Origin of the sequence: Roseivirga sp. 4D4 (genome assembly GCF_001747095.1) — a bacterium.
In the GTDB taxonomy this organism is placed as follows: Bacteria; Bacteroidota; Bacteroidia; order Cytophagales; family Cyclobacteriaceae; genus Roseivirga.
The window spans coordinates 293,790-307,775 of record NZ_MDGP01000001.1 but is presented as its reverse complement, the minus strand read 5'-3'; the positions used below and the strand labels follow the sequence as shown (position 1 = coordinate 307,775).

The 13,986-nt window shown below is 41.6% G+C and carries 11 protein-coding genes; 4 read left to right on the top strand and 7 right to left on the bottom strand.

Annotation, left to right across the window (positions count from 1 at the left end):
* Positions 1 to 22: 22 nt before the first annotated feature.
* The 6 genes from BFP97_RS01290 to BFP97_RS01265 form a co-directional block, all read right to left on the bottom strand.
* Complete coding sequence (locus tag BFP97_RS01290; RefSeq protein WP_069840681.1) at positions 23 to 1,735, bottom strand: M28 family peptidase; 1,713 nt, start codon at positions 1,733 to 1,735, stop codon at positions 23 to 25.
* An 81-nt stretch (positions 1,736 to 1,816) separates the two neighbouring features.
* A complete protein-coding gene (locus BFP97_RS01285; RefSeq protein ID WP_069840680.1) occupies positions 1,817 to 2,716 on the bottom strand; it encodes a response regulator in 900 nt (299 codons plus the stop codon).
* Entirely contained in the window at positions 2,713 to 5,124 is a 2,412-nt protein-coding gene (locus BFP97_RS01280) for a tetratricopeptide repeat-containing sensor histidine kinase (RefSeq protein ID WP_069840679.1), read from the bottom strand. Before BFP97_RS01280 ends, BFP97_RS01285 begins: the two co-directional genes overlap by 4 nt.
* 325 nt (positions 5,125 to 5,449) lie before the next feature.
* The gene (locus BFP97_RS01275) at positions 5,450 to 5,998 is read right to left on the bottom strand and encodes a 3'-5' exonuclease (RefSeq protein WP_170827378.1); all 549 of its coding nucleotides are present in this window, start codon (positions 5,996 to 5,998) and stop codon (positions 5,450 to 5,452) included.
* Positions 5,999 to 6,030: 32 nt separating this feature from the next.
* On the bottom strand, positions 6,031 to 7,497 hold the full coding sequence (gene nhaC / locus BFP97_RS01270) for a Na+/H+ antiporter NhaC (protein WP_069840678.1): 1,467 nt from the start codon (positions 7,495 to 7,497) through the stop codon (positions 6,031 to 6,033).
* Positions 7,498 to 7,537: 40 nt separating this feature from the next.
* Positions 7,538 to 8,656 (bottom strand): NAD(P)/FAD-dependent oxidoreductase, encoded by a 1,119-nt coding sequence (locus tag BFP97_RS01265; protein ID WP_069840677.1) that lies wholly within the window; start codon positions 8,654 to 8,656, stop codon positions 7,538 to 7,540.
* A 49-nt stretch (positions 8,657 to 8,705) separates the two neighbouring features.
* On the opposite strand from BFP97_RS01265, the gene BFP97_RS01260 reads away from it, so the two are divergent.
* The 4 genes from BFP97_RS01260 to BFP97_RS01245 all read left to right on the top strand — a co-directional run bounded on the left by BFP97_RS01260 (position 8,706) and on the right by BFP97_RS01245 (position 12,692).
* Positions 8,706 to 9,215, top strand: a complete 510-nt coding sequence (locus BFP97_RS01260; RefSeq protein WP_069840676.1) for a DUF4442 domain-containing protein — start codon at positions 8,706 to 8,708, stop codon at positions 9,213 to 9,215.
* 72 nt (positions 9,216 to 9,287) lie between these two features.
* The gene (locus tag BFP97_RS01255) at positions 9,288 to 10,460 is read left to right on the top strand and encodes a DUF2911 domain-containing protein (RefSeq protein WP_069840675.1); all 1,173 of its coding nucleotides are present in this window, start codon (positions 9,288 to 9,290) and stop codon (positions 10,458 to 10,460) included.
* 294 nt (positions 10,461 to 10,754) lie between these two features.
* Complete coding sequence (locus BFP97_RS01250; protein ID WP_069840674.1) at positions 10,755 to 11,393, top strand: hypothetical protein; 639 nt, start codon at positions 10,755 to 10,757, stop codon at positions 11,391 to 11,393.
* A gap of 129 nt (positions 11,394 to 11,522) precedes the next feature.
* The gene (locus tag BFP97_RS01245; RefSeq protein ID WP_069840673.1) at positions 11,523 to 12,692 is read left to right on the top strand and encodes a DUF3667 domain-containing protein; all 1,170 of its coding nucleotides are present in this window, start codon (positions 11,523 to 11,525) and stop codon (positions 12,690 to 12,692) included.
* A 3-nt stretch (positions 12,693 to 12,695) separates the two neighbouring features.
* Here the strand turns inward: BFP97_RS01245 and hemL are convergent, their stop codons facing one another.
* On the bottom strand, positions 12,696 to 13,985 hold the full coding sequence (hemL, locus tag BFP97_RS01240) for a glutamate-1-semialdehyde 2,1-aminomutase (RefSeq protein ID WP_069840672.1): 1,290 nt from the start codon (positions 13,983 to 13,985) through the stop codon (positions 12,696 to 12,698).
* Position 13,986: the final 1 nt, after the last annotated feature.

Sequence of the window (13,986 nt, the reverse complement as noted above, 5' to 3'; positions counted from 1 at the left end):
ACTGTAAAAGTTCAAAAGGACTCTACTTCAACCGCCCAAGCATCAAATTAGTAAAGCCAGTCAAGGCGTCTTTAGTATTATCCAAATTATCCTTGAACATGCTTCCCTTCGGATTCAAGTCATTAACACTATCAAACACCTTCTGGTAGTAATCGGACCAGGTACTTAGAATATCGACTTCCTTTTCTCTATTTCCGCCATTACTTAGCAGATCTTGGCTGAGCCTTAGTTCGTCTTGGAGTCTGTATGTGGCTGCTGTAGATGCAACCAAAAGTACTCTGTTAGCCAGCATGGGTTTGTTTTCTGTAAGCATCAAGGCAATCATCAAGGCACCTGTACCCACATTGTGCAAGGTTTCTTTCGAAACTTTATCTAGTCGATCCTGATCGGTATGGTAAAACTGGTCTGTAAAATGCCAAAGCAGCAAACCTGGAATATTGGCTGATAGAAAAGGAACATGATCACTGCCCCCTTCAAATGGATTAAAGTTCACTTCCCAATCTTTCTTCTCACCGATACTTTCAAAAATACTGATGGTCAAATCATTGAAATAATGAGGCTTCAGATCTTTTTTCTGTAAGGGTCTTCCTCCCCATTCGGAATGCTTTTCTACTCCTCGAACCCAGATTGCTCCTGGATCGGGCATTTTCTCTATCAGGAAGGTACCCCCTGTTTTTTCAGTGTCTTCCCCGACCATGTCGAGACTCATTCCCCACTTGATACCTTTTGCTCTTTCGGGATCTTCCTGAATGAATCTTCTGGTAGAAGTGATCTCATCGCCAAACAGGTATGTAATGGTTCTTTGGGGGTCAATCTTCCCAGCCTTTAATAGACGAGCACTTGTCTCAGCTGCTTCCAACAGCACGCCTACACCACTGGCATTATCATTAGCTCCTGGCTCCTGCATATGGGCACTAAATACAAACCGCTCATCCGGCATCTTGCTGCCCCTTAACTCTGCTACGATGGTAAACTCTTTTGAATTATAGACTTTGGTATCCAGTTTAACCTTGATCTTATTGTTACCTGCTGCAATGGCCGCCTTTAGCTTCTCTTTTGCTTGATAAGACAATAACAAACCGAATGACTTGTTGACACTATCGCGTGGTATGGCACTAAACTGAATAGAATTCACGTTCACCTCAGGCTTGGTGTATTCCGGCATTCTATAGGCAATTACTCCCGCGGCTCCTTTGTTCTGGACTGCCCTAGAAAACAAAGAACCTACCGCACTCTCGGCAAAGACCACTTTACCCTTTAAGTCCTGGTCTAAATCTAGGTTTCTTCCTGAACCTACGTAGACTACTTCAAATTCCTGCTCTCCATTGGTAGGATAGGAATTAATGGCCATCATATTTCGGTTGGTTGAAAAATTGAGTAACTCCTCGTCTCCGAGTTTCAAACTTCCATTAAATGGCTGCCATGTCTTGTTTCTAAGCGGTCGCTCTTCGAACCTATAGATAAGTCTTTGGTCTTCTGAAGCTTTCCATTCAGGTACGAAACCTGCCTTCTGGAGATTCATCTCCACCCATTGTATCCCCTGATTAAAGCCTTCATTCCCTACAACTCTAAAGTGAGACTCAACAAACTCCACAGTCTTGTAGGCCTTCTCCTTATCAAACTCGGCATTGACAAGTTCATAATATGGATCGGTAAACTGTTCAATTTGAAAAGCTTGAACGGAAATTGAACCCAAGCAAATAAGCGTTAAAATCAAGACAGAGAATCTCTTCATGGAATGAGTGGTTTGACATAAAATTAAGAGGAATAAGTAGGCGGCAACCATTTCGATGAAAGAAAATTCACCTCTACTTGGCTACCCTATTTGATTGATGAACTCCCTTAGGCTCTGCTCTTGAGTTAGCCCGAGTTTTTTCTTAAGCCTGTTCAGTGCCCTTCTCACCGAGGCACTTTCAACATTGGTCAATGCGGCAATCTCTTTGTTCTCTAAACCTATCTTGAGGTAGGCACAAATGCGACTCTCATTGTTTGTCAAATCCCAGTTTTCATTGAGTCGATCAAAGAAGTTAGGATGCACTTCATTAAAATGTCGCTTAAAACCTGTCCAGCTTTTGTCTAGGTCTATGTAGGCTTTTATCCTACGGGTAACCTGACGAAAGTTCTTAGAATAGACATTATTGGTCAGGCTATCTATCTTCTTTACCTCTTCCAACAGTCCTATCATTAATTGATTTTTCTGATAATCAATTAAGGTCGCTGAACTTAACTCTCTGGCTTTTAAATCTAGGTTCTCCTCAAGCAATTGTTTTTCCCTTTCAGTCAGACCTATTATTTCTGAATGCTGTTGTTGAACCTCTCTTCTCATAAAAGAGAGGCGCAGTGCACTATCCACCCTTGCCTTGAACTCTATGCTATCAAAAGGTTTCCTTAAAAAGTCTATTGCTCCGGCATCCAGCGCTGTTTTTAAATCAATGGACTCTCGCATAACCCCTGTTGCAATTATGATCGGTATACTCTTGGTTTGGTCATTTTGTGTGAGAATTTTTATGGTTTCTATGCCGTTCATTACCGGCATCTCCCAATCCAAAATCACCAAATCTGGTCCTTCATTGATTGCAATCTCTACGGCCTTTTTTCCATTTGGCGCATAGAGTATTTCTAATTGCTCTGCTTCCAGAAAGCCGAGCATAACTTCCAGGTTCAATGGATCATCATCCGCAATAAGGATTTTGGCCGCTCTATCAAAAAGACTCATTGTTCAGCAAGATTTAACATTGCTAACAGCTCATCGTATCGCACTTGATCAGCATTATAGACTGCCGATTGAATACTCTTCAACCAGTTAGATTTGACACCTTCCTTTTCGAGTTCTTTCAGTATTCTTGAAATCGCACTTACCTGATGTACTTTCAAATCTTTCAGAAACTCTGCTTTTGAGGCGATCAACTCTAGTTCTGTTTCGATGATCAAATCATCCTGAGATGTTATGTCTAGATTTACACCTAGAGATTCTTCACAAACCTCGTTTTTCGATAGTGGCAGGGTAAAGAATATAGTAGTCCCTTTGCCGATTTCTGACTCGACCCAAATCTCACCTCCATGGGCCTCAATGGTCATCTTGCAAAAAGTCAATCCAAGGCCCGTAGAAGCTGCAAAACCAGAATCTTTGGCATTAGAATGCCAAAACTTATCAAATACATGTGGCAATCGGTCCTTTGAGATACCCGCGCCTTGATCTGTTACTTTGAGGTGGATAGCTCCGCCTCTTTCCTCCACTTTTTCTATCCGTACTTGCCCTTGGTTGGGCGAATATTTGATAGCATTAGAGAGTAGGTTAATAAAGACCCTTTTTATGCCTTCAACATCTATCTTAACACAAGTCTTTTTCGGTATTAAGCTTTCGAAACTAATCTCTTTGGCCTCCATCAGTATCTCAACTTGTCGTTTGGCATCCAATATGACCTGATCAAGTGAGGCCACTGTCAATTGGGGCTTATGCTCAGTAGTTTCATACTTATCAACCTCAAGCATATTGGTTACCAGATGCAATAGTTGATAACCAGACTGTGTGATATTTCGAATTCTCTTGTCTTGATTTTCGGCATTAGAAAGACCTATGATTGCATTCAGTGGGTTCTTCATATCATGAGCAATCATATTGGTCAAATCAGACCTAAATTCAGCCAAAGCCTTCAGTTGAGAGTTAACGAGAAGAAGTTTGTCTGTCTTAAAAGCCAATTCATCATGTTGCTTGGAGATAAGTTGATTTTTCTCCTTCAGTGCTTTGTTAGACAACTTCCTGCGCTGATTGGCTCTATAAAGAACTATTACTACTATGATCACTGCAATGGTAAATGCTGCAATAATCAATTGTATTAGCTGCTGATTTTCAATTTTCGCTTCAGATATTTCTAAGTCGTTTTTCAGCAATAGGTTTTCCTTTTCTTTTTGCTCCGACTCATACCTGACCTGTAGCTCTCTGATCCTATCTTCTGATTCTTGGCTTAACAATGAATCTTCAATCCAACGATAACGTTGGAATTTGGCCAGTGCTGCTCTGTAATTACCGCGAATTGAGTCTATTTGATAAAGCCCAACAAGCGCATTCTTCTCGCGCACAGCCAGCCTGCTACTAAGAGCATTCTCCAGAGATTTTGTGAGCCAATTTTCCGCTTGATTAAGTCTTTTTAAGGATAGATAAGTATCTCCGATTTCATGTTCTATACGAGACTTCCAGTCCTTACTGCCTGTGGATTCATATAACTTATAAGCCTTTCTAAGATAATCCATGGCACCAGTAAAGTCCTCATTTGTCTTATACAGTCTGCCGAGGTTCAGAAATGCATTACCTCTATAGTGGAAATTATCTTCGATTGTGTCCTTCGCTATCTCTAAGTAATAGGATTTACTCTTTTCAAAATCATAAAAGCTCGGTTTGGCATAGGCATTACCAAGGCCCGCATATGCCTCATACTGCATTCTGAGATTGTTTTTCTCCTTTCCGAGGGCCAGTTTAGCTTCAAAGTTTTCTATCGCTTTATCATATTCCTCAATAAAAGTGTAGTAATCTCCCACGCCACCATAAGTCATGCCACGGATTCTACCCAGTTCATCATACTCGGGTGTCTCCTCAACAATCCTAATTGCTTCCAAATAATACTCTAGCTCTGATTCACGATTATCTAATTGTCCATGAATAAAACCAAGGTTAGCTAGCGTAACTGGATAACGTTTTGGAACATTATCCTTGGCAATTTGTGCAGCCATCTCGTAGTAAAACAAGCTCGAATCGTAAGCGCTCTTATCAAAATAAATAAGCGCCAAATGGTTTGCAGCATTTATCGTAGACTGATATTCTCGAACTTCAAGGCCAAGCGGGATTAGTTGCAATGAGTTTTGAAGACTGCTATCCATATCCTCTCTGAAGTAATACAACCTAGACAAGGTATGTGCAGCCCGGCCTCTTATGTAGTTATCATTCTCCTCTTCAGCCAGTGCAATCACCTGTTTGGCAAAGGCAATGCCCTCAGTAAGGTCACCTGAACGCTCATATTTGAATAGAGAATCGTATTGCTTACGCAATTCAGACTCACCTCCTTCCTGGCAATACACCAAAAAAGGAAAGGTGGTAAGCAATATAAGCAGCCAGCCAAGACGTCTCACAATGACAATGTATTAAAAATTTATAAAGGCTGTTGTGTGAATTGGCAAAGAATTAAGTCCTTGTTTTACATTGGTTTAGGTATCCTTATAAATGGAAAGAGCTGTCCCCGTATGGGTCAGCTCTACTCACCAAAACACATAGTACTAAACTAAACTTCGCTGTTGTTTCGGCTAAGGCTTCCCCAGCACAAGCATTCATCACAACGTTAGCCGATTTCGTCCAACAGGCATATTACTAGCCAGCCGAAGGACTAAACAAATGTACTTGCAGAAGTTCGTGTATCTAAGAATTGGCCGTAGACAAGCAGTAGACGGGTAGAAAAAATTAGACGTACCCCCATTGGGATAGCTTATTATGGATTTCGAGACAAATCCAAGCGTCTGTAGCAGCGTATTTGATTTGTTTTTGGGCTAGCTGTTCTGCCTCCCAATTAGACGTTTGAGCAGATTTAGAGATGCGTATATCCAAAACCATGGCTGCTAAATTTCTGGCACCTATGTTTTCTGCTCCTAATTCTTGAAAGGTATCATTCAGGTCAATAAATCCGTTGGGCTCAAAAGCCCTCAGTCTATTTAGCAAATTAAAATCATCTAATAACCCTATCCCTACCTTCTTTATGCTTTCATTCTCTAAGAAATGATGAAGGCTATCGATCACCCCAATATGATGTGTCCTTAAAAGGTATACTTTCTCTTCTGTGGCGACTTGTATAAGACTGATATTTCTTATTTGACCTTTTTGAAATGTTGGTTTGGCTTCGGTATCAAAACCCACCATGTCGAATTCATTGATTTCCGACATAGCCCTTTCGGTGCTCTTCTTGTCAGCAGCAATAACCACCTTTCCCTCATAACTCTTGAGGGGACGGTCCATTACTTCGTCCTTTGTAATTGAGAGGGGGAACATCATGCGGCCACTTCCATTTCTGACTTGCCTTCCTTTAACTTTCTAATTTTGATATTTAGATAGGCAAAGGTAATCGTCATAATCGGACTAATAAGATTAAAGAAGGCGTATGGAATATAAGCTCCCGTTGCCACACCTAAAACATTAGAATGATAGGCCCCACAAGTATTCCATGGTACTAGCACCGAGGTTACGGTACCCGAATCTTCCAAAGTCCTACTCAAGTTTTCAGGTGCAAGGCCTTTCTTTTTATAGATATCAGCATACATTCGACCAGGTACTACAATCGCCAGATATTGGTCAGAAGCCGTTCCATTGAAAAAGATAGTTGTCCCAGCTGTAGCAGCTACTAAAGACCCAGTGGATTTAACTTTGGTGATCACAGCCTCAGCAATTCTTTTGAGTAAACCGCTAGACTCCATTACACCTCCAAAAATCATTGCCGACACAATCAACCACACTGTTTTGAGCATCCCGGCCATACCGCCAGACTGTAGAAGTTCATCCACAATTCCATTTCCAGTTACTATTGCCACATCGCCAAAAAGAGATTTCATTACCCCCACGAACATTAACTTCGCAGAGCTTCCTGTCCAATCCGCTACAGTTTTCACCACTTCAGGTTGAAATATTAAAGCAAAAACTGCACCGAGAAGTGCGCCAATTAATATGGCTGGAATTGCTGGTACTTTTTTCACAATCAAAAAAACCACTGTAGCAGGCACCAAAAACAGCCAGCCGTTAATGTTAAACTTGCTATCTATTGCCGTTAATATCGAAGATGTCTCAGTCACTTCTCCGGAACCACCTTGCATAAATCCTAAAATCAAAAAGAGGATCAAGGCAATGGAAATGGATGGGATGGTCGTGATGGTCATATACCTGATATGGGTGAAGAGATCCGTACCAGCCATCGCTGGTGCCAAATTCGTTGTATCAGAAAGTGGGGACATTTTGTCTCCGAAATATGCGCCTGACAATACTGCCCCGGCAATCATCCCGTCATGAATACCTAAGGCTTTTCCTATCCCCATAAGTGCTATACCAACGGTAGCAGCCGTAGTCCACGAACTACCAGTGGCTATCGAGACTATCGCACATACAATACATGCAGCAAACAAGAAAATCGTTGGGTTCAAGATTTGCAGACCATAGTAAATCATAGCTGGCACAACACCGGACAAGAGCCAAGTCCCTGCCAAAGAACCTATCAGCAATAGAATAATGATGGAAGCCATTGCCGAACTAATCGTCTTTACAATCCCCTTCTCAACATCTTTCCATTTCATTCCAAGTCGCAAGGCGACTATCGTGGCAACACCTCCTGAAAGAATAAGAATGATCTGATTTGATCCGTCTAAAGCACCATCTCCAAAGACCAGTACATTATAGAAGAGTGCAACGATTAGAAATATTATTGGGATAAGAGCCTGAAGAAGTGTTGGCTTTTGATACTGATAGTCCATGCGAAATAATACGTGAGCGTTGAAGATAGTAATATTTTCACTATCGAAGCATTAGCTCTGCCAATTCAAAACCCATTTTACTGCCGATGGCAACCCCCATTCCCCCGAGCCGAACTCCGATATGGACATTGTCAGAATGGCTTTCCAGGATAGGCTGTTTATTTGGGCCGAAAGCCATAATTCCTGACCAGATGTGATCTATCTCAAAGTCCTGGCCTGGAATAATGACTTCATTGAGGTCTGACTTCAGTTTTTCCAGTATCAGGTCTCTCACCTCAAATACTGTCGTCTCTTCGCCTGTGACATCTAGGTTTCTACCTCCACCAAAAAGAATGCGATCTTGATAGTTTCGGAAGTAATAATAGCCTTCATCGTAGTGAAACGTCCCTTTGAATTTTAAACCTGCTATTGGTTTGGTAACCAACACCACTCCTCGACCTGGCACCAAATCAGTATTAGGCAAAAGCGATTTTGAAAATGCGTTGGTACAAATCGCAAGTTTTCTTGCATGGAATGTTATATCGCTGGTAGTATGAACAGAGACACCATTTGAATCTTCATCAAATTGAGAAACCGAGGTTCCTGTTAATATCTCCACACCTAAATCGGTCGCCAATCGGGTTAACGACTTCATCATCTTTCCACTATGCAGTTGTGCTTCAAACGGATTGAAAACCAACCCTTTCACAACTGAAGGACTAAATCCGAGTTGATTGATTTTCGCTGAACTATCATGATAAACCGCTTCGCCAAACAATGGCATTAGCATTTCATTGATTCTATTCATCTCCTGAAATGCTCCCATATCGCTGGATCGCAATAGTTCATAACCTCCCAGGTTTTGATAATCCAAACCATCATCACCCACCCTAGCCCTCAGCAATTGCAGACCTTCCCATCTCAGCTTTACTAGATTAAATACTTCCGATTCGGGCAAGCCTCTGAGGTCGGCCAGAATTTCAGTTAAACTACCAAAGCAGGCAAAACCAGCATTCTTGGTTGAAGCGCCTGTTGGAAATGTGCCTTGTTCTAAGACTAGTACTTTTGCTTTTGAATCTCTCTCCTTAATGCTGATCGCGGTTGAAAGGCCTACAATACCACCACCAACTACAACATGATCGTAGTTTAAAAACTCGTCCTTCTCCCAAAAGCTCAGCATAGTTTTTTATTCACTTAGAATCCCTAAATTAATTGAAATTCTGATTGAGATGTTTGATACCACACAGTTAATAGAGCGAGCAAAAACTTCCAAAAAGCATTTGGCGCTCCTGAATTTTGGATTGGCCAGAATGATCCCATTTAATAAGCCACATGGATTCAAAATTATTCAAATGGGTGATGACTTTGTGAAAGTGAAGATCCCTTACAAAAGAATCAATTTTAACCACATCAAGGGCATTCATGCCTGTGCCTTAGCCACCGCATCAGAATACTCTACCGGCCTTGTACTCTTAAATAAACTAGATGCCAAGGCTTACCGGATCATCATGCAAAAGATGGAAATGAACTATCATTACCAGGGGAAAATGGATGTGGTAGTGACTTATGAACTAACGGAAGATTGGCTCAATGCGAATATTCTGGAGCCTTTAAAAACAGAAGAGTCCGTAGTGGTAAACTGCGAAGTAAAGTCCTTCGATACGCAAGGAAACCATTTGACCACTGGCCATATCTTCTGGCAGATCAAGCCTTGGAATAAAGTAAAGACAAAGGCCTAATCCGCTGACATAAAATTTAATGCTTCTCCAATAGGGTTAAGTTAAATTGAAGGTCAATCAATCTTAACTATTATGAAATGGCCATCTCAGTTACTCCTGACACTATTAATCTTACTCGTATGTCAAGGTTGTTTTAGTCCATCAGGAAAATCAGAGTATTACCTTGTCACGAAACTGGGTAATGACACACTGGCCATTGAAAGGATAACAATCGACACACTGGGCGAGATCAAGGCCGATGTATTATTGAGGAGTCCAAGAATTTCATTAAAGAGCTATCATCTCACCTATGACGAAAACAATATCATTAAAGAGCTACTCAGCTTTGACAATACTGAATTAGGCAGCTTCAAGGGGTTTATGAGGGGTAGCATCATGGGCACCAACTATAAAACCACAGGTGACAGCCTTAGGATTAACACTATGGGTCGAAATGGCCCGGTAACGTACCACATACTCAACGACCGCCAATTGTTACCCTTCATTGACATGGTCCATTGGCCTTTCGACCTAGCATTTCAAAGGCACGTTGAATCAGATACCGATTCTATTCATCAATATATGTTATCGGGTAGGCGCATATCTGACTTTATTATCCACAAAACTGGAGACAGGTCATATACTTTAAGACATCCAAGCAGAGGGGTAATGGAAGTGAATACTACCAATGCTGGTGGACTCCAGCGCCTTGATGCAAAAGCCACAACCAGAAAGCTGATCGTTACCAGAACGAACAGGTTAGATTTTGATGCACTGGTGTCTCGATTTATTGAAAAGGATAAAGCCGGTTCCCCATTCGGTACACTATCTGGTGCCATTGTTGGTGACTTTGAATTCGGAGGATCTGAATTTCAAGTAAGCTATGGCTCACCTGCTAAAAGAGGCAGAGAGATTTTTGGAGGTATAGTACCTTATGGGGCACGTTGGAGAACTGGTGCCAATAGGGCCACACATTTTAAAACTTCAAAAGCAATCAAAATAGAAGGCAAGACAATCCCAGCAGGTGAGTATACGCTGTTTACTATTCCTGAGGCCAATGGAGGAACCTTAATCATCAATAGCCAAACAGGGCAAAACGGAAGGTCCTATGATGAGTCAAGGGATTTTATGAGAACTGCTATGTCCAGAAGCAGCCAAAGTGAAGTAACCGAACAATTCACTGTGAAAGTAGTAGAAACTGCGTCTGGCGGAAGCATACAATTGATTTGGGACCAGACCATCTATTCGGTAGACTTTAACTTTTAAAGTTCTAGTACGTACCGATCGGCAGGAAGCTATCTACTTATCTATGATGCCAATCCCGTTGTAGACTTCGGTATCTACATGCTTTTTTTGCCTTCGACTCATTTTTTTCAAATTTTATAAATACCATTTTTTGCATTTTACATACATCAAATTTTCCTAAAGGGCGATTTTCGCTGTTTTAGGACGATTTTCAACGGCTTATGAAATAACAAATTTGATTTTTCTCAGGTTGTTTACCTATATTAGTGATGTCCTTCGGGACATTGTTTGACCTAAACACTTTATTAATTAACCATGTGGACGCTGAGTTTACCAGACTTCCCGCTGCTCTTTGGTTCCAAAAAGAGAAAGCTCTATAAACAGAGTCGCGCGGATTTTTACGAGGGAAGAAATGCCCTCTTTTCTCATGCATCCTTCGATTCAATCCTCAATCTCAACCACTTAGAATCTTTAGATACGGAAAAAAGTATTCAGTTTTACGGACTGTCATTTGGCCAGTCCATCAAAGAAACTGTTCAAAAACTTGGTAAACCGAATTATGTCGACAATCGGAAGTTGGCATTGAAACATCAAAAGACTATTTATTACCGATTGACGATTAAAGAAGAGAGGTGCGTTCTTCAAATGCACTATTATAAAGATCGATTCTTTTTCGGCAAAATGGAGATCAAAGGGAATAACCCTGTAGCCAAGCGAGATATAGGTCAACTCGTTTGTCAGAAATATGGTATTGCTCAGCAAGATTGGACTGGATCCATTATCGATAACCAGCAGAACAAAATATTAATTAAGGAAAACATAGTACCGAATGTATGCTACATCTCTGGTGACAAAGCTCTATTGAATGAAATTCGACTAGAGCTAAAATCGATCCTTAATGCAAAAAAATACAGACAAATTGGGCAATCAGAACTTTTGCTCGATATGGTCTAAAGATCCCCTTACACCTAAACACTCAATATCAAAAGCTGACCTTTCACCGGTCAGCTTTTTTCATTTTTCGGCTTTTGTGCTTCCGTTTCAACTGCTATCTTTGGTTGAATGCCCGCTTGCATTTTTTAGATGATAGAGAAGAAACGCAAAAGCACTGTATGCAAGAATTGTAGTTCGACATTAGAAGAACACTATAACTTCTGCCCTACCTGCGGTCAATCAAATTCTGACAACAATGTGACCTTCGCTACATTGATCAAAGAGTTTATTGATAACTATCTCGGCATCGACTCTAAAATGGCGCATAGTGCCATCCCTTTCTTAATCAGACCCGGCAACCTAACCAACAGATTTCAGGAAGGAAAAATCAAGCACTTTATACATCCGGTGAGACTCTATTTTGTCATGAGTCTCTTCTATTTCTTCACCATCAGTTACCTATTGTCCGGTATAGACCTCAGAACTATTCAGGATGAAACGGTGAACTATGGAGGAGAGATTCAATTTGAAGCTTTAAAGTCAGACGATCGCTGGGGTGCTCTTTCAAGTGCCAAAAAACTCGAAATACTACCTGATTCACTGGTCAAGAGCTTCTCAGATATCAAAACATTTGAGCAACTCTATGATTCAATTGAATCTCAGATTGGTACCGATTCACTGATGAATTTCGAAGTGGCGGTTGAATCAACTCCTTTACCAGCAGGAGATGAAAGCGATGTAGAGAGATTCCATCGGTTGGCGCGCGATCGTAGACTTACTGACAAAGAGTTTATGGATTCACTTGGGGGTAATTTCTCTAACGATGGGTTTTTCGATGAAGGCCAGCAAGCTCATATCAATAGCCAGGTGAGAAAAATATTCGAGAATGATCAGGGCTTCAAAGGTTTTGTGCTTGGCAACCTTCCCTTGATGATGTTTATACTCATTCCGCTGTTTGCAGGTGTTTTGAAATTCTTCTACGTGAGGAGAAAACACCTGTATATCAAGCATATAGTACATGCCTTGCACGTACATTCCTTTGCCTATATGGCTTATGGTATTGGACTCCTAATTATTTTTAAGATTGTTACCGAGGGCAACTTTCCAGATGCCAACATTATGGCCTGGAGAGGAATCATTGGTGGCGTTTTCTTCATAGGTGTAAGTACCTACGTTTACACGTCTTTCTTGAAAGTATATAAGCAAGGGTGGTTCAAGACCTTAATTAAGTTCAATCTGGTAGGTCTGATTTACTCTATATTTCTACAGATATTCTTCTATCTGGAAATCTTCATCAGCTTCTGGTACTACAACGGATAACGACTAATGAATGGCCTTGAGGGCATTTCTGTTGGCGGTAACAATTCTATCCACCAGGTCTTCCGTGATAGCTTTGGAAACAAACAAAGACTCGTACTGAGAGGGTGCTAGATATACTCCTTGGTTCAGCATCTCTCTGAAGTATTGTCCGAATTTTTCGGTGCTTGTAGTTTTAGCAGTCTCAAAGTCAGTCACCTTTTGATCGGTGAAAAACAAGCTGACCATAGAACCGATTCGATTCATGGTATAACCCAAACCCAGCTCGTCCAAATTATTCTGAAAGCCAAGTTCGATAGCCTCGGTAGCCTGAGCTAAACCAGCATACAAAGCAGCATCTTCATTGATTTGCGTAAGCATGGCCAAACCAGCGGCCATAGCTACTGGATTTCCTGAGAGTGTTCCTGCTTGATAAACAGGCCCTTGGGGAGAAACGTAATCCATGATTTCTTGCCTACCGCCATAAGCACCTACAGGCATACCTCCTCCAATAATCTTACCTAATGTAGTTAGATCGGGGTTCACCCCGTAAATACCTTGAGCTCCAGCTTTGGATAACCTAAAGCCAGTCATCACTTCATCAAAAATGAGTACAATGCCATTGGCATCGCAAAGCTTTCTCAGACCTTCTAGAAAGCCTTCTGCTGGAAGTACACAACCCATATTACCTGCTACCGGCTCTACTATGATAGCCGCCACCTGATCCTTGTTGGCGTTGATCACTTCTTCTACCCTACCAAGATCATTATAAGGAACGGTTAGGGTGTCGTTTGCCACACCGCGGGTAACTCCCGGGCTATCAGGCTCCCCTAAGGTAATCGCACCACTACCTGCAGCAATAAGGAACGAATCTCCATGACCGTGATAGCAACCCTCAAACTTGATCATCTTATCACGACCAGTATAGCCTCTGGCTAATCGTATGGCTGACATGGTGGCCTCTGTACCCGAGTTCACCATTCTGACCTTCTCGATGCTTGGTACCATCGAACAGATCAACTTAGCCATCTCAACTTCTATAGCCGTTGGTGCTCCAAAGGACAGTGAACTTTCAACAGCTTTTTTAACTGCTTCCTCAATCCTTTCATTACCATGCCCGAGAATCATTGGTCCCCAGGAATTGATCAACTCAATGTATTCGTTATCGTCCTGATCGGTGATGAAAGCGCCCTTGGCTGACTTAATGAATAAAGGGTTTCCTCCCACTGCCTTAAAGGCCCTCACTGGCGAGTTAACTCCTCCTGGAATGAAGTGCTGAGCCTCTTCGAAAAGACGCTGGCTATTTGATGAATTCATA

What these genes read in the sequence shown, in the direction of transcription:
- BFP97_RS01260 (WP_069840676.1), top strand. Translation starts at nt 8,706, where the DNA reads ATGTTTGATACCACACAGTTAATAGAGCGAGCAAAAACTTCCAAAAAG.
- BFP97_RS01290 (WP_069840681.1), bottom strand. Translation starts at nt 1,735, where the DNA reads ATGAAGAGATTCTCTGTCTTGATTTTAACGCTTATTTGCTTGGGTTCA.
- BFP97_RS01245 (WP_069840673.1), top strand. Translation starts at nt 11,523, where the DNA reads ATGATAGAGAAGAAACGCAAAAGCACTGTATGCAAGAATTGTAGTTCG.
- BFP97_RS01285 (WP_069840680.1), bottom strand. Translation starts at nt 2,716, where the DNA reads ATGAGTCTTTTTGATAGAGCGGCCAAAATCCTTATTGCGGATGATGAT.
- BFP97_RS01265 (WP_069840677.1), bottom strand. Translation starts at nt 8,656, where the DNA reads ATGCTGAGCTTTTGGGAGAAGGACGAGTTTTTAAACTACGATCATGTT.
- BFP97_RS01250 (WP_069840674.1), top strand. Translation starts at nt 10,755, where the DNA reads ATGTGGACGCTGAGTTTACCAGACTTCCCGCTGCTCTTTGGTTCCAAA.
- nhaC (WP_069840678.1), bottom strand. Translation starts at nt 7,497, where the DNA reads ATGGACTATCAGTATCAAAAGCCAACACTTCTTCAGGCTCTTATCCCA.
- BFP97_RS01255 (WP_069840675.1), top strand. Translation starts at nt 9,288, where the DNA reads ATGAAATGGCCATCTCAGTTACTCCTGACACTATTAATCTTACTCGTA.
- BFP97_RS01275 (WP_170827378.1), bottom strand. Translation starts at nt 5,998, where the DNA reads ATGGACCGTCCCCTCAAGAGTTATGAGGGAAAGGTGGTTATTGCTGCT.
- hemL (WP_069840672.1), bottom strand. Translation starts at nt 13,985, where the DNA reads ATGAATTCATCAAATAGCCAGCGTCTTTTCGAAGAGGCTCAGCACTTC.